The sequence below is a fragment of the Pseudomonas palmensis genome, assembly GCF_017848315.1.
GTDB classification, from domain to species: domain Bacteria; phylum Pseudomonadota; class Gammaproteobacteria; order Pseudomonadales; family Pseudomonadaceae; genus Aquipseudomonas; species Aquipseudomonas palmensis.
Genome location: NZ_JAFKEC010000035.1, coordinates 1 through 17,531 on the forward strand (window position 1 = coordinate 1; position 17,531 = coordinate 17,531).

Annotated in this window: 19 protein-coding genes; 9 read left to right on the forward strand and 10 right to left on the reverse strand. The window is 65.4% G+C overall.

What is annotated here, in order from left to right:
* Positions 1–75: 75 nt before the first annotated feature.
* On the reverse strand, positions 76–867 hold the full coding sequence (locus JZZ72_RS17585) for a dienelactone hydrolase family protein (protein ID WP_210014773.1): 792 nt from the start codon (positions 865–867) through the stop codon (positions 76–78).
* 132 nt (positions 868–999) lie between these two features.
* Here JZZ72_RS17585 and JZZ72_RS17590 point away from each other — a divergent pair, with 132 nt between their 5' ends.
* The 4 genes from JZZ72_RS17590 to JZZ72_RS17605 all read left to right on the forward strand — a co-directional run bounded on the left by JZZ72_RS17590 (position 1,000) and on the right by JZZ72_RS17605 (position 5,361).
* Positions 1,000–1,602: a membrane protein gene (locus JZZ72_RS17590; protein WP_043862576.1), complete on the forward strand. Its 603-nt coding sequence runs from the start codon at positions 1,000–1,002 to the stop codon at positions 1,600–1,602.
* Between the two features lie 111 nt (positions 1,603–1,713).
* A complete protein-coding gene (locus JZZ72_RS17595; RefSeq protein WP_043862575.1) occupies positions 1,714–2,391 on the forward strand; it encodes a response regulator in 678 nt (225 codons plus the stop codon).
* Positions 2,388–3,734, forward strand: coding sequence for an ATP-binding protein (locus JZZ72_RS17600; protein ID WP_043862574.1), 1,347 nt, complete (start codon positions 2,388–2,390; stop codon positions 3,732–3,734). The genes JZZ72_RS17595 and JZZ72_RS17600 overlap by 4 nt, the downstream gene beginning before the upstream one ends.
* 298 nt (positions 3,735–4,032) lie before the next feature.
* On the forward strand, positions 4,033–5,361 hold the full coding sequence (locus JZZ72_RS17605) for a dicarboxylate/amino acid:cation symporter (RefSeq protein ID WP_054914705.1): 1,329 nt from the start codon (positions 4,033–4,035) through the stop codon (positions 5,359–5,361).
* Positions 5,362–5,472: 111 nt separating this feature from the next.
* On the opposite strand, the gene JZZ72_RS17610 is transcribed toward JZZ72_RS17605, so the two are convergent.
* Together JZZ72_RS17610 and JZZ72_RS17615 are read right to left on the reverse strand one after the other, a co-directional pair.
* The gene (locus JZZ72_RS17610) at positions 5,473–5,967 is read right to left on the reverse strand and encodes a SprT family zinc-dependent metalloprotease (protein ID WP_043862572.1); all 495 of its coding nucleotides are present in this window, start codon (positions 5,965–5,967) and stop codon (positions 5,473–5,475) included.
* Between the two features lie 128 nt (positions 5,968–6,095).
* Positions 6,096–6,695 carry a Yip1 family protein gene (locus JZZ72_RS17615; protein ID WP_043862571.1) on the reverse strand — a complete coding sequence of 200 codons (600 nt, stop codon included), beginning with the start codon at positions 6,693–6,695 and terminating at the stop codon, positions 6,096–6,098.
* Between the two features lie 268 nt (positions 6,696–6,963).
* On the opposite strand from JZZ72_RS17615, the gene ttcA reads away from it, so the two are divergent.
* Both ttcA and JZZ72_RS17625 read left to right on the forward strand, forming a co-directional pair.
* Complete coding sequence (gene ttcA, locus JZZ72_RS17620) at positions 6,964–7,788, forward strand: tRNA 2-thiocytidine(32) synthetase TtcA (protein ID WP_054914704.1); 825 nt, start codon at positions 6,964–6,966, stop codon at positions 7,786–7,788.
* 5 nt (positions 7,789–7,793) lie between these two features.
* On the forward strand, positions 7,794–8,465 hold the full coding sequence (locus JZZ72_RS17625) for a DNA-3-methyladenine glycosylase I (RefSeq protein WP_054914703.1): 672 nt from the start codon (positions 7,794–7,796) through the stop codon (positions 8,463–8,465).
* Between the two features lie 114 nt (positions 8,466–8,579).
* Here the strand turns inward: JZZ72_RS17625 and JZZ72_RS17630 are convergent, their stop codons facing one another.
* The 3 genes from JZZ72_RS17630 to arsC are packed head-to-tail and all read right to left on the reverse strand — an operon-like array spanning position 8,580 to position 9,932.
* Positions 8,580–8,984, reverse strand: coding sequence for a DUF2069 domain-containing protein (locus tag JZZ72_RS17630; protein WP_058540998.1), 405 nt, complete (start codon positions 8,982–8,984; stop codon positions 8,580–8,582).
* Positions 8,977–9,582, reverse strand: a complete 606-nt coding sequence (wrbA, locus tag JZZ72_RS17635; protein WP_043862567.1) for an NAD(P)H:quinone oxidoreductase — start codon at positions 9,580–9,582, stop codon at positions 8,977–8,979. Before wrbA ends, JZZ72_RS17630 begins: the two co-directional genes overlap by 8 nt.
* The gene (gene arsC, locus JZZ72_RS17640; protein WP_054914702.1) at positions 9,579–9,932 is read right to left on the reverse strand and encodes an arsenate reductase (glutaredoxin); all 354 of its coding nucleotides are present in this window, start codon (positions 9,930–9,932) and stop codon (positions 9,579–9,581) included. Before arsC ends, wrbA begins: the two co-directional genes overlap by 4 nt.
* A gap of 87 nt (positions 9,933–10,019) precedes the next feature.
* On the opposite strand from arsC, the gene JZZ72_RS17645 reads away from it, so the two are divergent.
* Positions 10,020–10,484, forward strand: a complete 465-nt coding sequence (locus JZZ72_RS17645) for a TlpA disulfide reductase family protein (protein ID WP_043862565.1) — start codon at positions 10,020–10,022, stop codon at positions 10,482–10,484.
* Positions 10,485–10,568: 84 nt separating this feature from the next.
* Here JZZ72_RS17645 and JZZ72_RS17650 read toward each other — a convergent pair whose 3' ends face one another.
* The 4 genes from JZZ72_RS17650 to JZZ72_RS17665 form a co-directional block, all read right to left on the reverse strand.
* Positions 10,569–10,961, reverse strand: coding sequence for an META domain-containing protein (locus tag JZZ72_RS17650; RefSeq protein WP_078479811.1), 393 nt, complete (start codon positions 10,959–10,961; stop codon positions 10,569–10,571).
* An 8-nt stretch (positions 10,962–10,969) separates the two neighbouring features.
* Complete coding sequence (locus JZZ72_RS17655) at positions 10,970–11,407, reverse strand: hypothetical protein (RefSeq protein ID WP_043862563.1); 438 nt, start codon at positions 11,405–11,407, stop codon at positions 10,970–10,972.
* A 31-nt stretch (positions 11,408–11,438) separates the two neighbouring features.
* Entirely contained in the window at positions 11,439–12,428 is a 990-nt protein-coding gene (locus JZZ72_RS17660) for a 2-hydroxyacid dehydrogenase (RefSeq protein WP_043862562.1), read from the reverse strand.
* A gap of 67 nt (positions 12,429–12,495) precedes the next feature.
* The gene (locus JZZ72_RS17665; RefSeq protein WP_210014774.1) at positions 12,496–15,249 is read right to left on the reverse strand and encodes a response regulator; all 2,754 of its coding nucleotides are present in this window, start codon (positions 15,247–15,249) and stop codon (positions 12,496–12,498) included.
* A gap of 213 nt (positions 15,250–15,462) precedes the next feature.
* Here JZZ72_RS17665 and JZZ72_RS17670 point away from each other — a divergent pair, with 213 nt between their 5' ends.
* Positions 15,463–16,179: a response regulator transcription factor gene (locus JZZ72_RS17670; protein ID WP_043862560.1), complete on the forward strand. Its 717-nt coding sequence runs from the start codon at positions 15,463–15,465 to the stop codon at positions 16,177–16,179.
* 63 nt (positions 16,180–16,242) lie between these two features.
* Positions 16,243–17,526, forward strand: coding sequence for a HAMP domain-containing sensor histidine kinase (locus JZZ72_RS17675; RefSeq protein ID WP_078479810.1), 1,284 nt, complete (start codon positions 16,243–16,245; stop codon positions 17,524–17,526).
* The last annotated feature ends 5 nt before the right edge of the window (positions 17,527–17,531 follow it).

Consider the following 17,531-nt stretch of genomic DNA (forward strand, 5'->3'; position numbering starts at 1 on the left):
GTAGGCGCCAGCAACGCTGGCGCCTACAGGTTCACGCGGCCTGCCGCAGGAGCCAGCGTTGCCGCCAAGCGGGCTTCAGTCAAACACCTTCTTCAAAAACACCTGCAGGTCTGCCCACGAGCTTTCATCGGCGGCCTTGTCATAGCCGATATCCGGCCCGCCGTGCTCGCCGTGGCTCAGGCGGTCGGCATCCGGGTTGGTGAAGCCATGCTTGGCCCCCGGGATGCTCACGAACTTCAGGTCGGCGCCGGCTGCCTCCATCTCCTTCCTGAACGCAGCCACCTGCTCGGGCGTGACCATGCTGTCGCTGGCGCCATGCTCCACCAGCAACGGCGCCTTCACACTGCCGCTGGTTGCCGGCGTGGCCGTCACCAGCGCTCCGTGAAAGCTCGCCACCCCCGCCAGCGGCTCACTGCGCCGCGCAGCGTCCAGCACCACCTTGCCGCCGAAGCAGTAGCCGATGGCGGCGATCTTGTCGGGGTTGGTCTGCGGCTGGATCTTCAGCAACTCGACCCCGGCATCGAAGCGTATTGCCGCCGTTTTCGGGTCTTTCAGGGCCGTCGCCATGAACGCCTGCGCATCGGCCGGGTGCTCGGTGTTCTTGCCGTCGCCATACATGTCGATGGCCAGCGCGCTGTAGCCCAGCCCGGCCAGGTCGCGGGCACGGCGCTTGGCATAGTCGTTCAGCCCCCACCATTCGTGCACCACCACCACCCCGGGACGTTCGCCCTTCACGGCGTCGTCATAGGCGTAGTAGCCCACCAGGCGCTTGCCGTCGGCGTCCTGGTAGTCGATCTGGCGGGTTTGCACCGCGGCCTGGGCCAGGCCAGTGGCGCCGATCAGGGCAAGTGCGAGCAGGTAACGCATGGTCAGTCTCCTTTTTTCCGTTGATGCCCGCTCGTTCAGCCGGGGTTCAGCCAGCATTCAGCGGCGGTTCAGGGCGCCCTGCTTACTCTAGCTCCCACACAAACACCGCGCATCACTCTGGAGTACACACTCATGAAAAGCCTCAATACCGTACTGATCGCCATCACCATGCTGGGTGCCAGCTCCCTGGTACAGGCTGCCGACACCACCTTCGCCGGCCTCACCTACGGCCAGACCAGCGACAAGATCAAGAAGTCCGGCTTGCTCAGCAGCAACACCGACCACCTCAACACCGACGGCATCATCAGCAAGGACGGCACCTGGGGTGCGCGCATTGGTCAGCAGAACGACCAGGGCCGCTACTACCTCACCTACGACAACGTCTCCAACAACCACAGCGGCCTGAAAATGCGCCAGGAAAACCTGCTGGGCAGCTACGACGTGTTCTATCCGCTGGGTAGCAGCACCAAGGCATTCGGCGGTGCGAGCCTGGGCGTGACCAAGCTCAGCCAGGAATCCTCCGGCTACAGCCGCGACACCGACACCGGCTACGCCTACGGCCTGCAGGCTGGCGTACTGCAACAGGTCAGCAGCAATGCTTCGGTCGAACTGGGCTACCGCTACCTGCGCAGCAACGCCACCACCGAACTGTCCGAGCACGACGGCGACAAGCTCGGTGCCCTGCGCCTGAAAAGCAGCGCGCAAACCTACCTGTCGGCCAACTACCTGTTCTGAACCCCCGCGCAATACCCGAACCGGCCTTCACTCTGGCCGGTTCGCTGTTATTCTGCCGTTATGTAGCGAGATGCCCGGCCAAGCAGGCCGGGCCTGGTTATGGAGGAGCGTATGAAACTGCTGGTGGTCGAGGATGAAGCCCTGTTGCGGCATCACCTGTTCAGCCGTCTGAGCGAAAGCGGGCATGTGGTCGAAGCGGTGGCCAATGCCGAGGAGGCGCTGTACCAGGCCGAACAGTTCAATCACGACCTGGCCATCGTCGACCTGGGCCTGCCGGGCATGAGCGGGCTGGACCTGATCCGCCAACTGCGCAGCCAGGGCAAGACATTTCCTATCCTGATTCTCACCGCCCGTGGCAACTGGCAGGACAAGGTCGAAGGCCTGGCCGCCGGTGCCGACGACTACGTGGTCAAGCCGTTCCAGTTCGAAGAGCTGGAGGCGCGCCTGAATGCGCTGCTGCGCCGCTCCAGCGGCTTCACCCAGTCGACCATCATCGCAGGCCCCCTGCGCCTGGACCTCAACCGCAAGCAGGCGCTGCTCGATGACCAGCCCCTAGCATTGACTGCCTACGAATACCGCATCCTCGAATACCTGATGCGCCATCACCAGCAGGTGGTGGCCAAGGACCGTCTGATGGAGCAGCTGTACCCCGACGACGGCGAGCGTGACCCCAACGTGATAGAAGTGCTGATCGGCCGCCTGCGCCGCAAGCTCGAGGGCGACAACGGCTTCAAGCCCATCGACACGGTACGTGGCCTGGGCTACCTGTTCACCGAGCGCTGCCTGTGATTCGTTCGCTGCGCCTGCGTCTGATGCTGGCCGCAGCGGTGCTGGCGCTGCTGTTCATGCTGGCCCTGTTGCCGGCCCTGCAGAAGGCCTTCAGCCTGGCCCTGCAGGAGTCCATCGAGCAGCGCCTGGCCTCGGACGTGACCACGCTGATCTCGGCGGCGCGCATAGACGGCGGCAAGCTGCAGATGCCCGATCTGCTGCCGGACGAGAAATTCAACCTGCCCGACAGCCGCCTGCTCGGCTACATCTACGACCGCCAGGGCAACCTGGTGTGGCGTTCGCGTGCCACCAACGACGAGAACATCAACTACACACCCCGCTACGACGGGCGCGGCAACGAGTTCGCGCGCATCCGCCAGGACCACGGCGAGGAGTTCTTCGTCTATGACGTGGAGGTCAAGCTGCTGGGTGGCAAGAGCGCGGCCTTCAGCATCGTTGCCCTGCAACCGGTGCGCGAGTACCAGCAAACCCTCAACGGCCTGCAAGAGAAGCTCTACCTGGGCTTTGGCGCGGCGCTGCTGGCCCTGATGCTGCTGCTCTGGGCCGGGCTGACCTGGGGCCTGCGCTCGCTGCGGCGCATGAGCGTGGAGCTGGACGACGTGGAGTCCGGCGCCCGCGAGGGCCTCAGTGCCGAACACCCGCGCGAGCTGTTGCGTCTGACCGGCTCGCTCAACCGCCTGCTGCGCAGCGAGCGCGAGCAGCGCGGGCGCTACCGCGACTCGCTGGATGACCTGGCGCACAGCCTCAAGACCCCGCTGGCGGTGCTGCAAGGGGTCAGCGAAAGCATGGCCCAGCGCGAAGGCGAGCGCGAGCAGGCGCGGGTGCTGCAGAGCCAGATCGAGCGCATGAGCCAGCAGATCGACTACCAGTTGCAGCGCGCCAGCCTGCGCAAGAGCGGCCTGGTGCGCCACCAGGTGGCCTTGCACCCGCTGCTCGACAGCCTGTGCAGCACCCTGGCCAAGGTCTACCGCGACAAGCAGGTGCACATCACCTATGCAGTGCCCGACCAGGCACTGGTACCCATGGAGCAGGGCGCATTGCTCGAACTGCTCGGCAACCTGCTGGAAAACGCCTACCGTCTGTGCCTGGGGCAGATCCGCATCAGCCTGCGGGTCAGCGACACGGCGCTGGAGCTGTGTGTCGAGGACGACGGCCCGGGCGTACCGGTGCACCAGCGCGAACGTATCCTGCAGCGGGGCGAGCGCCTCGATCGCCAGTACCCGGGGCAGGGCATCGGCCTGGCGGTGGTCAAGGACATCATCGAGAGCTACGACGCCACCCTCACTCTCGACGATTCGCCCCTGGGCGGCGCTGCCTTCCGTATCCGCTTTCCGCTCGACTGAGCGCCTGCCACATTCCGCCCAGTGGGCGGATTACCGCCATCATCGGGTCTATTCTTTGAGTGCCGGGCGGAAATCCGCCAACTGGCGCGTCCTGCCTTGCTGCCTTGCGGTGCACGAAATGCCCTGAAACAGGGTGTTTGCACCGCCTTGGCACATCCTGGCATCAGCCTTGCTATTGACTCCGCAGAGCATTGCCACGCAGCTCGACACAACAAATCCCTCCAATGCAGGAGGGTTCGCGCTTTAGGTGCCGATCGCCTCCTGGGAAGGATGGGCCGGCACATTGAGGAAAATAGCCATGACGACGCGTCAGCCGCTGTACAAATCGCTGTATATCCAGGTGATCATCGCCATCACCATCGGTATCTTGCTGGGTCACTTCTATCCCGACACCGGTGTGGCGCTCAAGCCGCTGGGTGACGGTTTCGTCAAACTGATCAAGATGGTCATCGCCCCCATCATCTTCTGCACCGTGGTCAGCGGCATCGCCGGCATGCAGAGCATGAAATCGGTCGGCAAGACCGGCGGCTACGCGCTGCTCTACTTCGAAATCGTCTCGACCATCGCGCTGATCATCGGCCTGGTCGTGGTCAACGTGGTCAAGCCGGGTGCCGGCATGCACATCGACGTGACCACCCTCAACGCCAGCAGCGTGGCTGCCTATGCCGCCGCCGGTGCACAGCAGACCACCGTCGGCTTCCTGCTCAACATCATCCCCAACACCGTGGTCGGTGCCTTCGCCAACGGCGACATCCTGCAGGTGCTGATGTTCTCGGTGATCTTCGGTTTCGCCCTGCACCGCCTGGGTGCCTACGGCAAGCCGCTGCTGGACCTGATCGACCGCTTCGCCCACGTCATGTTCAACATCATCAACATGATCATGAAGCTGGCTCCGATCGGTGCCTTCGGTGCCATGGCCTTCACCATCGGCCAGTACGGCGTGGGTTCGCTGGTGCAGCTGGGCTACCTGATGGCCTGCTTCTACATCACCTGCCTGCTGTTCATCCTGGTGATTCTGGGCGGTATCGCCCGTGCCCACGGCTTCAGCGTACTCAAGCTGATCCGCTACATCCGTGAAGAGCTGATGATCGTGCTCGGCACCTCGTCGTCCGAGTCGGCCCTGCCACGCATGCTGGCCAAGATGGAGCGTCTGGGCGCGAAGAAATCGGTGGTTGGCCTGGTGATCCCGACCGGCTACTCGTTCAACCTGGACGGCACCTCGATCTACCTGACCATGGCTGCGGTGTTCATCGCCCAGGCCACCGACACCACCATGGACATCACCCACCAGATCACCCTGCTGCTGGTGCTGCTGGTGGCCTCCAAGGGTGCTGCAGGCGTTACCGGCAGCGGCTTCATCGTGCTGGCCGCGACCCTGTCGGCGGTCGGCCACCTGCCGGTTGCCGGCCTGGCGCTGATCCTGGGTATCGACCGCTTCATGTCCGAAGCCCGTGCCCTGACCAACCTGATCGGCAACGCGGTGGCAACCGTGGTGGTGGCCAAGTGGGTCAACGAGCTGGACGAAGACAAGCTGCAAGCCGAGCTGGCTTCGGGTGGTTCGCCGCTGGTCGACACCCGTCCTACCGACGACCTGGGTGTCGCCGAAGGTGCGGTACGCCAGGGCTGAGGTTAGCCAAACGCAAAAAGCCCATCTTCGGATGGGCTTTTTTTTGTGCCTGTGCAGGCGTCTTCGCCGCAAGGCCGGCTCCTGCAGGGCGCTGGCTTGCCGGCGAAGCGTCTACTCCACCCGCGTCTCGCCGGTGAACACCAGCGTCTGCCGACACCGCCGGCACAGATACCGCCGCCCCTGGCGCACCAGCCCGTGGCGCTGCGCCGAGAACGGAAAGTCACTGCCCGCACATGGGCACTTGTAGATGTAGCGGGTCACGCTGCGGCGCTTGACTGCATAGTTGTGGCAGCGGTTGGGTGGCAGCTCGTACACCCCGCGCATGATCAGCTGCCACTCCTCGCCATGGGGCTGGATGCGGTCGCCGAACAGTTGATGCGCCACCAGGTGCGCGACTTCGTGTGGCACGGTCTGGCGCAGGAAGTCTTCACTGTTCTCGCGGTACAGCTGCAGGTTGAAGCGCAGCAGGTTTTCGTGCAGGTGCGCGACACCGGCCTTCTGCCCGCGCAGCTTGAAGCTCACCTCGGGACGCAGGAAGGGGCGCTTGAAAAAACTTTCGGCTTGCTGGTAACAGCTTTCGACGCGGGAATTGAGCAGCTCTGGCATATCGGTTGGACACTCCTGGCCGGCAATTATGCCGCAACCCGGGCGGCGCTGCCGAGACCGCTGGTCCGCACAGCATCAAGCCGCCTTGCGGCGGCCTGATGGGTACAGCCCCTAGGTTGGCGTATTGTCTAGCTGGTATAGACGGGCCCCACGCCCAGTCCCCAGACGATCACGGTGAAGGCCATGATGGCAACCAGCACCACCAGCCCCACCGCCAGCACCGAACTCGAGAACAGAAAGCCCTCGTCGGACGGGATGTTCATGAAGGTCGGCAGGCCCACGTACAGCAGGTACACCGTGTAGCAGATGGCTGCCGTGCCGACGATCATTCCCAGCCACAGGTGCGGGTACAGCGCCGCCAGGCCGCCGATGAACAGCGGGGTGGCGGTGTAGGTGGCGAACGCGATGCATTGGGCCATGCTCGGGGTGGCGTCGTAGGTGCGCGCCATCCAGTGGATGAAGGCGCCCATCACCGCGACGCCGCCCAGCATGGCCAGGTAGGACATCACGGTCATCCAGATCGCGCTGTCGACGGTGAGCATGACCGGTGCGCGGTTGCCGATCACCCAGCCCACCTGGGTGGTGCCGATGAACGCGGAAACGGCGGGTATCGCCGCCAGTATCAAGGTGTGGGTCAGGTACATGTGGCTGATGGTTTCGTCTTCGCCACGGATTTCTTTCCATTCCTGGTCAGGATGGGTGAACAGCCCCAGAACGTGATGGATCATGCCAGTCACTCCCTCGTTGTTGCCATCGCCCCCCAGCGGAGCGCTTGCGCGGCCCAGTGGCTGGGCCTGACGGGATCAGGTCACGCTTGCTGTGGCCTTATGACGCAGTATAGGAAGGGGTTCGCTGCACAAATCCGCTTTTTTAGAGCAAATTGCGCTGTAAGCGCGGCGCTTCATTTCCTTGCAGTCTTTATCGGATGGGCTACGCGAGCGTCAGGTTTGTGCGTAAAATGTGCCGCTTTTGTCACACCTTGCGGATTCAATCGCCATGGGCACCCTTTCGGTCAACCAGAACAAACTGCAAAAACGCCTGCGTCGCCTTGCCGGCGAAGCCGTCGCCGACTTCAACATGATCGAAGAGGGCGACAAGGTCATGGTCTGCCTGTCGGGCGGCAAAGACAGCTACACCATGCTCGATGTTCTGCTGCACCTGCAGAAAGTGGCGCCGATCAAGTTCGACATCGTCGCGGTCAACATGGACCAGAAGCAGCCAGGCTTCCCCGAGCACATCCTGCCGGCCTACCTCGCGACCCTGGGCATCGAGTACCACATCGTCGAGAAAGACACCTATTCGGTGGTCAAGGAACTGATCCCGGAAGGCAAGACCACCTGCTCGCTGTGCTCGCGCCTGCGTCGCGGCACGCTGTACACCTTCGCCGACGAGATCGGCGCGACCAAGATGGCCCTGGGGCATCACCGCGACGATATCGTCGAGACCTTCTTTCTCAACATGTTCTTCAACGGCACGCTCAAGGCCATGCCGCCCAAGCTGCGCGCCGACGACGGTCGCAACGTGGTGATCCGTCCGCTGGCCTACTGCGCCGAGAAGGACATCCAGGCCTACTCGGACATGAAGCAATTCCCGATCATCCCGTGCAACCTGTGCGGCTCGCAGGAAAACCTGCAGCGCCAGGTGGTCAAGGACATGCTGGTGGAGTGGGAGCGCAAGACCCCGGGACGCACCGAGAGCATCTTCCGCGGCCTGCAGAACGTGGTGCCGTCGCAGCTGGCGGACCGCAACCTGTTCGACTTCACCAACCTGCGCATCGATGAAACCGCCACCCCACGGTTCGTCGATGTTCTGAACCTCTGACCGGCATGCGCGATTATCAGTGGCTGCATGAATTCTGCCTGAACCGCTTCGGTTCGGCGGCGGCGCTCGAGGCGCACCTGCCCGAGCCGTTGAGCCCGGCGCAGCTGCGCCAGATCAGCGACGACCGCTACCTCTCGACCATGGCCCTGCGGGTGTTTCGCGCCGGGCTCAAGCACAGCCTGGTGGACGCCAAGTGGCCGGCGTTCGAGCAGGTGTTCTTCGGCTTCGACCCAGAGAAGGTGGTGCTGATGGGCGCCGAGCACCTGGAGCGGCTGATGCAGGACACCCGCATCATCCGCCACCTGGGCAAGCTCAAGAGCGTGCCGCGCAATGCGCAGTTCATGCTCGACGTGGCCAGGGAGAAGGGCAGTTTCGGTGCGTTGATCGCCGACTGGCCGGTGACCGACATCGTCGGCCTGTGGAAGTACCTGGCCAAGCAGGGCAACCAGATGGGCGGGCTGTCGGCGCCGCGTTTTCTGCGCATGGTCGGCAAGGACACCTTCGTGCCGAGCAATGACGTGGTGGCGGCGCTGGTGGCGCAGGATGTGATCGACCGGCAGCCGACCAGCCAGCGCGACCTGGCCACCGTGCAGCAGGCGTTCAACCAGTGGCATGCCCAGAGCGGGCGGCCGATGTGCCAGTTGTCGATGATGCTGGCGTATACCGTCAACCATTGAGAACGACGGTGTCGCAATCGCCTGTAGGAGCTGGCCTTGCCAGCGAAGGCCGCAACGCGATTCAGTCTGATGCTACAGGGCTGCGTTGCAGCCCTTCGCCGGCAATGCCGGCTCCTACATTGCCACCCGCCGCTCATACTGAAAGCGCCAGCGCACAAACAGCAGCGCACTCACGAACAGCACCAGGCTGATCCCCACTTCCAGCCACCCCAGCAGCGCCCGCGCCGGGTCGAACGCGGCCAGCACGCCCTTGATGAAGTACAGGTTCACCACGAAGCACGTCCACGCATGGGCCCGTGCACTGCCCATCAGCATGCCCGGCAGCACCAGCAGCAACGGCACCAGCTCGATGGCCAGGATCACCCCCACGCGCGCGCCGTGCAGGTTGGCGAACCACAGGTTGTTCACCGTCAGCAACGCCATCAGGCTGAAAAACGCCACCAGGCTCAGCACCCGGGTAGCGCGCACACGTGGCTCCAGCCACTCCAGCGGCGGCAGCACCTTGGGCTTCTTAGCCACGGCCGTTCTCCAGCAGTTTGGCAGTGCTCGCCAGGCGCTGGCCCAGGGCACGGCACAGGGCGATCTCGTCGGCGTCCAGGTCGCGCTTGCCATCGGCCCCGGCATGGTGGCTGGCGCCATACGGCGTGCCGCCGCCCCGGGTGTCGAGCAACGCCGATTCGCTGTAGGGCAGCCCCATGATCAGCATGCCGTGGTGCATCAGCGGCAGCAGCATCGACAGCAGGGTCGACTCCTGGCCGCCATGCAGGCTGGCCGTGGAGGTGAACGCCGCCGCCGGCTTGCCCACCAGCCCGCCACTCAGCCACAGGCTGCTGGTGCCGTCGATGAAATACTTGAGCGGCGCGGCCATGTTGCCGAAGCGCGTCGGGCTGCCCAGGGCCAGGCCCGAGCAATGGCGCAGGTCGTCGAGGGTGGCATACAGCGCGCCGTTCTCGGGGATGTCGGGGGCCACCGCTTCACACTCGGTGGAAATCGCCGGCACCGTGCGCAGGCGCGCCTCCAGCCCACCCAGTTCGACGCCACGGGCAATCTGCCGGGCCATTTCGCTGGTGGAGCCGTGGCGGCTGTAGAACAGGATCAGGATATAGGGCGCGCTCACGGCAGAATCTCCAGCACCTTCTCGGGCGGCCGGCCAATCACGGCCTTGTTGCCCGCCACCAGGATCGGGCGTTCGATCAGCTTGGGGTGCCGGGCCATGGCGTCGATCAACTGGTCGTCGCTCAGGGCCGGGTCGGCCAGGCCCAGGGTCTTGTATTCGTCTTCGCCACTGCGCAGCAGCTGGCGCGCGCCGATGCCCAGCTTGCCGAGCAGGGCCTTGAGGGTGGCGGCGTCGGGTGGGGTTTCCAGGTAGCGCACCACCTCCGGGGTCAGGCCACGGGCTTCGAGCAATTCCAGCGCGCCACGGGACTTGGAGCAGCGCGGGTTGTGATACAGGGTCAGTTCGGTCATGTTCGGGGTCGCATCCGGCAGGGGGTGGCGGCTATTCTAACCGCAGCGAATTGGCATTTTGCCTGAATCTTGAAGAAGGATTGACCCATGACAAGGCGATTGGCAGCAGCCCTGGCCATCACCGCGAGCCTGTTGCTCGGCGGATGCGGTGTGGACTACGGCCTCGACCAGAACGGCAATGCGGTGAAAGCCGAGCAGATCGAAGGGCGCTGGGTGGTGCTCAACTACTGGGCCGAATGGTGCGGGCCGTGCCGCACCGAGATCCCCGAACTGAACGCAGCCGCCAAGGACTGGCAGGCGCAGGGGATCACCGTACTGGGGGTGAATTTCGACGGCTTGCGCGGCGATGAGCTGAAAAAGGCCAGCCAGGCGCTGGGCATCGACTTCACCGTGCTCGCCGACGACCCGGCCGAGCGCTACGACCTGCCGCGCAGCGAGGCACTGCCGGTGACCTACATCATCGACGACAAGGGCAAGGTGCGTGAGCAGTTGATGGGCGAGCAGACGGCCGAGGGGCTGGCCGAGAAGATCAAGGTGCTAAAGGGCGCCTGATCGGCGGTGCGCCGATCGCGGGTCAAGCCCGCTCCCACAGCGTTGTGGGGCGGGCCTGGCCCGCGATGCAGGCGATGCGGGCTGTCAGCCTTCCTCAGGCCAGAAGCGCAGCGGCTTGCCCTGTTCGGGCCAGAAGCGCACCTGCTCGATCGGCGAAATGTCCCAGCGCTGCACGGTCTCCAGCGCCTTCAGAAAGCGCTTTTCCTGCTCCATCAGCGCCGGCGCGCACTGCTTGCGCGTGCTGCCCACCGGGCCAAAGCTGAGTTTCTCGCCGTCCAGCGTATACGGCGCAAACCAGTGGTTGCAGCCGGCATTGCCATACGCCCGGCCATCCTCGGCCAGCGTCAGGGTCAGGTGGCTGTAGTCGATCAGCGGACGTTCGCCAATCCACTCCAGCACGTAGCTCTGTTCCTGTTGCAGCTTCATCGGCTCGGCTGCGCAACCGGCCAGGGTCGCGACCACCGCTGCACAGACCATCACGGGTTTCACTTTGCAGCCTCCTGGCATTTCGGGCACAGGTGCTTGTCGCCCTGTGTGCGCCAACCCAATTCGGCGATGCGCGCCACGGCCGCCGGCTTCTGCGCCTTGGTGCCCAGCTTGGCATCCACGGCGAATTCGAAGTCCAGGGTGGCCTGGCAGCCATCGCAGTTGACCTGCCATGCATGAATCGCCAGCTCGCCGAACACCGGGCCCGCCGCTACCGCCACCCACTGGCCGGTGGGGTTGATCAGGTGGCGCACGGTCTCGACCGTCAGGCGCATCGACAGGGTCTTGCTGCCCTTGAGGGTCACCAGCAGTACGTCGCCTTTCTGGATCGAGCCACCGTTGCCGGTGACCTGATAGCGACCGGGTACCAGCGAGCGGCATTCGATCAGGGTGTGTTGCGGATTGAACAGGGTGTAGCGGAAATCGTGTTCGACCATGGGTCCTCCAAATATGGCGCGTATCCTAGCATCATCCCTCGACCAGATTCTGCGGATTGCCTGCCGCCCAGCGGGCAATGTTCTCCAGCGTGGTGGCGGCGATCGCCGCCAGTGCCTCGCGGGTCAGGAAGGCCTGGTGCGCGGTCACGATCACGTTGGGGAAGGTCAGCAGCCGCGCCAGCACGTCGTCCTGCAACGGCAGGTCGGAGCGGTCCTCGAAAAAGATCTGCGCCTCCTCCTCGTACACGTCCAGCCCCAGGTAGCCGAGCTGGCCGCTCTTGAGCGCGTCGATCAGCGCCGGTGTGTCGACCAGCGCGCCGCGCCCGGTATTGATCAGCATGGCGCCCGGCTGCAGGCTGGCCAGGCTCTGCGGGTTGATCAGGTGCCGGGTCTGCGGCGTGAGCGGGCAGTGCAGGCTGATGATGCGCGATTCGCGCAGCAGCTCCGGCAGGTCCAGGTAACGTGCACCCAGCGCCTCCACCTCGGGGTTGGGGTAGGGGTCGTACGCCAGCAGCTGGCAGCCGAAGCCTGCCATGATCCGCGCAAAAGCCAGGCCGATCTGGCCGGTGCCGACCACGCCGACGGTCTTGCCGTGCAGGTCGAAACCGGTCAGCCCGTGCAGGCTGAAATCGCCCTCGCGGGTGCGGTTGTAGGCACGGTGCAGGCGGCGATTGAGGGCAAGAATCAGGGCCACGGCGTGTTCGGCCACCGCATGCGGCGAGTAGGCCGGCACCCGCACCACCGTCAGCCCAAGGCGCTTGGCGGCGGCCAGGTCGACATGGTTGTAGCCGGCCGAGCGCAGCGCGATCAGGCGCGTGCCGCCGGCCTTGAGGCGGCTCAGCACCGGCGCCGAGAGGTCGTCGTTGATGAACGCGCACACCACCTCGTAGCCTTCGGCCAGTGCCGCGGTGTCTTCGGTCAGGCGCGCGCCTTGAAAGTGCAGCGCCAGTTGCGTGGCCCCTGGCGCGCTGCTGAAGCTGTCCTGGTCATAGTGTTGGCTGCTGAAGAGCAAGGCTTGCATGGCATGGTTCCCAAGGGTCGGATGCCGTCAGTGTAACCAACCGGCAAGGCCCGGGCCTTGCCAGAGATCAGGCGCTCTGGCGGGCCACGGTCGTCAGGCGGTTGATGGCCTGGTCCAGTTCGTCGAGGGCACGCTGGGCCTCGGGGTCGTCCTGCTTGAGCAGGGTTTCGCTGCGCTGGCAGGCGGCGCGCAGCTGCGGTACGCCGCAATAGCGCGTGGCGCCATTGAGGCGGTGCACGCGCTCGATGGTGGCGTGGCGGTCGTCGGCCTCGCGGGCGCAGCGGATCGCGTCGCGGTCGGCATCCAGCGAAGCCAGCAGCATGGCCAGCATGTCGGCGGCCAGGTCCGGCTTGCCTGCCGCCAGGCGCAGGCCTTCCTCAGGGTCCAGCACCTTCAGGTCGTTGCCGTCGACCGGCAGTTCGGCGCCGCGCTCGTTGGTCGGGCTGCCCAGTTGCAGGCCGGTCCACTTCAGCACCACCTGGGCCAGCTGGCGCTCACTGATCGGCTTGGTCAGGTAGTCGTCCATGCCGCTGTGCAGCAGGGCGCGCTTCTCGTTGGCCATGGCATGCGCGGTCAAGGCCACGATCGGCAAGGCCGGGGCGCTGCGCGTGGCCTCCCACTGGCGGATCTGTTCGGTGCATTCGCGCCCGTCCATCACCGGCATCTGTACGTCCATCAGCACCAGGTCGAAGTGCTCGTCCTGCACTGCGCTGATCGCCGCATGGCCGCTGTCCACCGCCAGCACATCGGCGCCGAGGTCTTCGAGCAGGGTCTGCACCAGCAGCAGGTTGGCCGGGTTGTCGTCCACGCACAGCACGCGGGGTTGGCGCTGGCCGCTGGGCACCTTGTATTCGCCGCTGGTACGCCTGGGCTGCACCAGCTCGAGCAGGGCCCGGCGCACCTTGCGCGTACACGCAGGCTTGGCGTGCAACTGGCCGTGGGCATTGGGCAGGTGCGGGTGGTACAGCGCCTGTTCGGTGGTGGGGCGCAGCACCAGGGCCTGACAGGCAAAGTGCTCCAGGCGCTGGATGTACTGGCCCAGGCGCTCGGGCGCCAGCGATTGCAGGTTGACCCCCATGATCGCCAGCTCGAACGGCTGGCCGGCAAGGAAGGCGGCCTCGATGCCCTTGAGCAGCTGCTCGCTGGTGGTGAAGGTGGTCACGTCCAGGCCGCAGTCCTGCATCTGGTGCGCCAATGCCTGGCGGGCCAGTTCGTGGTCGTCCACGATTGCCATGCGCCGGCCTTGCAGCGCCTGGGGTGGCAGGTCCTCGGCGTCGTCGCGGGCCTTGGGCAGGTTGAGGCTGATCCAGAACTGCGACCCCTCGCCCGGGGTACTGTCGACGCCGATCTCGCCGCCCATCTGTTCGATCAGGCGCTTGGAGATCACCAGCCCCAGGCCGGTGCCGCCGGGCTGGCGCGACAGCGAGTTGTCGGCCTGACTGAAGGCCTGGAACAGGGCACGCACATCCTGGCTGGACAGGCCGATGCCGGTGTCCTGCACGCAGATGCGCAATTGCACGCTGTCTTCGGTTTCGTCATCGAGCATGGCGCGGGCAACGATGGTGCCTTCGCGGGTGAACTTGATCGCGTTGCTCACCAGGTTGGTGAGGATCTGCTTGAGCCGCAGCGGGTCGCCCACCAGCGACAGCGGGGTGTCGCGGTACACCAGGCTGACCAGTTCGAGCTGCTTGGCGTGGGCCGCCGGGGCGAGGATGGTCAGGGTGTCCTGGATCAGGTCGCGCAGGTTGAACGGGATGCTGTCGAGCACCAGCTTGCCGGCCTCGATCTTGGAGAAGTCGAGGATCTCGTTGATGATGCCCAGCAGGCTGTCGGCGGATTTTTCGATGGTACCCAGGTAGTCGAGCTGGCGCGGGGTCAGTTCGCTTTTCTGCAGCAGGTGGGTAAAGCCCAGGATGCCGTTGAGCGGCGTGCGGATCTCGTGGCTCATGTTGGCCAGGAATTCGGACTTGATGCGGCTGGCTTCCAGGGCTTCCTTGCGCGCCATGTCCAGCTCGATGTTCTGGATCTCGATGGTCTCAAGGTTCTGGCGCACGTCCTCGGTGGCCTGGTCGATGCTGTGCTGCAGCTCTTCATGGGCGTTGTGCAGGGTTTCGGCCATGCGGTTGATGCCATTGGCCAGTTCATCCAGCTCATGGCTGCCCAGGCTCGGCAGGCGCTGTTCGAGGTTGCCGTCCTTGAGCTGGTTGACCGCGAACTTGATCTGCCCGATGGGGCCGTTGATGGTGCGGCTCATGCGCAGCGCCAGCAGGGCGGTCGCGCCCAGGCCCACCAGAATCAGCAGCAGGCTGGCGAACAGGCTGCGGTAGCCGCGCAGCAGCGTGCCATCGTGGGACAGCTCGATCTCGACCCAGCCCAGCAGGCGGTCGGCTTCACCGGGAACCCGTTCGCCGGCCAGCTCGCGATGGCGGCCGAACACCGGCAACAGGTAGCGCGTGGCATCGTTGCCGCTGCGTTGCAGCAACTGGGTGCCGCCACCGCTGGGCTGCTGGTTGAGCATGCTCGGGCCGGCGTGGGCCAGGTGGCTGCGGTCGGGGTGCAGAAACGACACGGCGCGCACGTCGGCCTGCTCCAGCGCCTCGGCGGCGATGCGCTCGAGCTGCGCCGAATCGTTGCGGGCCAGCACCGGGGCCACCAGGGGCGCCAGTTGCTCGGCGATCATGCGACCGCGTTGCAGCAGCTGGGCCTGCAGTTCGCTTTGCTGCAACCAGGTGAAGTAACCACCCAGCACCAGCGCCATCATGCTGGCCGGGAGCAGGGCGAGCAGCAGTACGCGGCTTCTGATTCCCAATCGATTCAGCACGCCCACTCTCCTGTGCTCGGTTAGCGCTGTAGGACCTTCGTCGGCATGTTCCGACGACCCAACTCTGAAAATTACCGCGACTGTGTATCTAATGCACTCATTTGTATCTGTTTTTGTCGATTGTAGGAGGCGCAGGTGCTTTTGTCGGCGCGTGTTGCTTGCATGGGGGGAATGCTCAATAATCGAGCGATTGAGAATTGCTAGCACCCGCCAATGAATCCCGTCGCCATTAACGCCTCAAACATACTTGCCATCGAGGATGATCCGGTCCTGGGTGCCCACCTGCACGAGCAGCTCGAGCGCAGCGGGTTTCTGGTGACCTGGTGCCGCGATGGCCGCGAAGGGCTGCAGATGGCTCGCCAGCGCAGCTTCGATGTGGTGCTGATGGATATCCTGCTGCCCGGCCTGAACGGGCTGGATGCCCTGGCGCGGCTGCGCGAGAAGAGCTCGATACCGGTGATCCTGATGTCGGCGCTGGGCGCCGAAGGCGATCGCATCACCGGCTTCCAGCGCGGCGCCGACGACTACCTGCCCAAACCGTTCAGCATGGTCGAGCTGCGCGTGCGCATCGAGGCGATCCTGCGGCGGGTGGCGCTGGAGCGCCGGCACCAGCCGGGGGAGGGCACGCCCGCGGGCGAACTGGTGTTCGATGAACTGGCCTGCGATGTGCTCCACGGGCAGCAGCGGGCCGGCCTGACCTTAAGCGAGTACCGCCTGCTCGACACCCTGCACCGCAGCCATGAAGAGGTGTTGAGCAAGGCATTCCTTTATCAGCACGTATTGCAGCGCGGCTATGCCCGGCATGACCGCAGCCTGGACATGCACGTGAGCCAGATCCGCCGCAAGCTCAAGGCCATCGGTTACCTGGAGCGCCAGGTGCGCACGGTGTGGGGCAAGGGCTATGTGCTCAGCGCCAGCGAGGACCTGTAGGTGCTCAGCCGTCATTCCCTGTTCTGGAAGCTGGCCTTGCTGCTGGTGGTGTTCTGCCTGCTGATGATTGCCCTGAGCTGGCAGTGGGGCCGGCACATGGAGATCCGCAACGCCTACCTGTCGCCCAAGGCGCGCGCCACCCTCGAAGACTACGCCCGCGAGGCCGAAAACGCCGTGCGCCGCGGCGGGCAGGCCGGCGTGGATGCGTGGCTGACGCAGATGCACGAGCGCGAGCGCGGTTTCGTGGGCGTGATCGGCAGCGACCTGCAATCGCTGGGCAGCGTGCCGCTGACCGACGCCCAGAGCCAGCGCCTGACGTTTCTGCGCGGCACCGACTGGCCGGTAAGCCGGCATTCGGCGCGCTCGCCATGGATGCTCGTGCCGTTCCCGGACGACTCCAGCCTGGGCAGCCTGGTGATCGAACTGCCGCAGCGGCTGATGCCGGGGCGCCTGAACATGCTGTTCTGGCGCATGGTCACCAACGGCCTGATCCCCGGCTTGCTGACCCTGGTGTTCTGCGTGGGCCTGTATCGCATGCTGATTCGCCCGCTGAGCCAGTTGCGCGAGCAGGCCAATGCCTGGCGCGCCGACCGGCTCACCGCGCGGGTGGCCAGCGACACCACCAGCCGCAAGGACGAGTTCGGCGAGCTGGGGCGCGCCTTCGACGACATGGCCGAGCGCCTGCAGGGCACGGTGGCCCTGCAGCAGCAGTTGCTGCGCGACCTGTCCCATGAAATGCGCACGCCGCTGAGCCGCCTGCGGGTGGCCAGCGAGGGCGAGACCGACCTGGAGGCGCTGCGCGAACGCCTCGGCCGGGAAGTGGACAACATGCAGCGCCTGGTGGAAGACGCCCTGCAACTGGCCTGGCTGGACGCCGAGCGCACGCAGTTGGTCAGCGAACCGATCCAGGTGCAGGCGTTGTGGGAGATGCTGGCGGAGGATGCCTGCTTCGAAAGTGGCTGGCCGCGGGAGCAACTGGTGTGCACGCTGGGGGCCGACTGCTGGGTGCAGGGCAACCTCAACAGCCTGGCCCAGGCGTTGGAGAACATTCTGCGCAATGCCATTCGCCACTCGCCGCCGGGCGGGGTGATACGCCTGGCGGGAAGCCGCCAGGGGGGCCAGTGGCTGCTGTGGCTGGAGGACGAAGGCGGAGGCGTGGACGAGGCCCAGCTGGAACACATCTTCGCGCCGTTCACCCGCCTGGACGACTCGCGGCCGGGGAACGGCGGCTTCGGCCTGGGCCTGAGCATTGCGCGCAATGCCCTGCAGCGTCAGAGCGGGCAGCTGTGGGCGCAGAACAACGCCAAGGGCTTGCGGGTGAACATGCAGCTGCCGGCGGTGATCTAGCACCG

Coding starts and splice junctions, on each gene's coding strand:
- JZZ72_RS17585 (WP_210014773.1), bottom strand. CDS start 867: ATGCGTTACCTGCTCGCACTTGCCCTGATCGGCGCCACTGGCCTGGCC.
- JZZ72_RS17595 (WP_043862575.1), top strand. CDS start 1,714: ATGAAACTGCTGGTGGTCGAGGATGAAGCCCTGTTGCGGCATCACCTG.
- JZZ72_RS17590 (WP_043862576.1), top strand. CDS start 1,000: ATGAAAAGCCTCAATACCGTACTGATCGCCATCACCATGCTGGGTGCC.
- JZZ72_RS17625 (WP_054914703.1), top strand. CDS start 7,794: ATGCGCGATTATCAGTGGCTGCATGAATTCTGCCTGAACCGCTTCGGT.
- JZZ72_RS17675 (WP_078479810.1), top strand. CDS start 16,243: ATGATTGCCCTGAGCTGGCAGTGGGGCCGGCACATGGAGATCCGCAAC.
- JZZ72_RS17650 (WP_078479811.1), bottom strand. CDS start 10,961: ATGGTCTGTGCAGCGGTGGTCGCGACCCTGGCCGGTTGCGCAGCCGAG.
- ttcA (WP_054914704.1), top strand. CDS start 6,964: ATGGGCACCCTTTCGGTCAACCAGAACAAACTGCAAAAACGCCTGCGT.
- JZZ72_RS17615 (WP_043862571.1), bottom strand. CDS start 6,695: ATGATCCATCACGTTCTGGGGCTGTTCACCCATCCTGACCAGGAATGG.
- JZZ72_RS17670 (WP_043862560.1), top strand. CDS start 15,463: ATGAATCCCGTCGCCATTAACGCCTCAAACATACTTGCCATCGAGGAT.
- JZZ72_RS17660 (WP_043862562.1), bottom strand. CDS start 12,428: ATGCAAGCCTTGCTCTTCAGCAGCCAACACTATGACCAGGACAGCTTC.
- JZZ72_RS17610 (WP_043862572.1), bottom strand. CDS start 5,967: ATGCCAGAGCTGCTCAATTCCCGCGTCGAAAGCTGTTACCAGCAAGCC.
- JZZ72_RS17645 (WP_043862565.1), top strand. CDS start 10,020: ATGACAAGGCGATTGGCAGCAGCCCTGGCCATCACCGCGAGCCTGTTG.
- arsC (WP_054914702.1), bottom strand. CDS start 9,932: ATGACCGAACTGACCCTGTATCACAACCCGCGCTGCTCCAAGTCCCGT.
- JZZ72_RS17605 (WP_054914705.1), top strand. CDS start 4,033: ATGACGACGCGTCAGCCGCTGTACAAATCGCTGTATATCCAGGTGATC.
- JZZ72_RS17655 (WP_043862563.1), bottom strand. CDS start 11,407: ATGGTCGAACACGATTTCCGCTACACCCTGTTCAATCCGCAACACACC.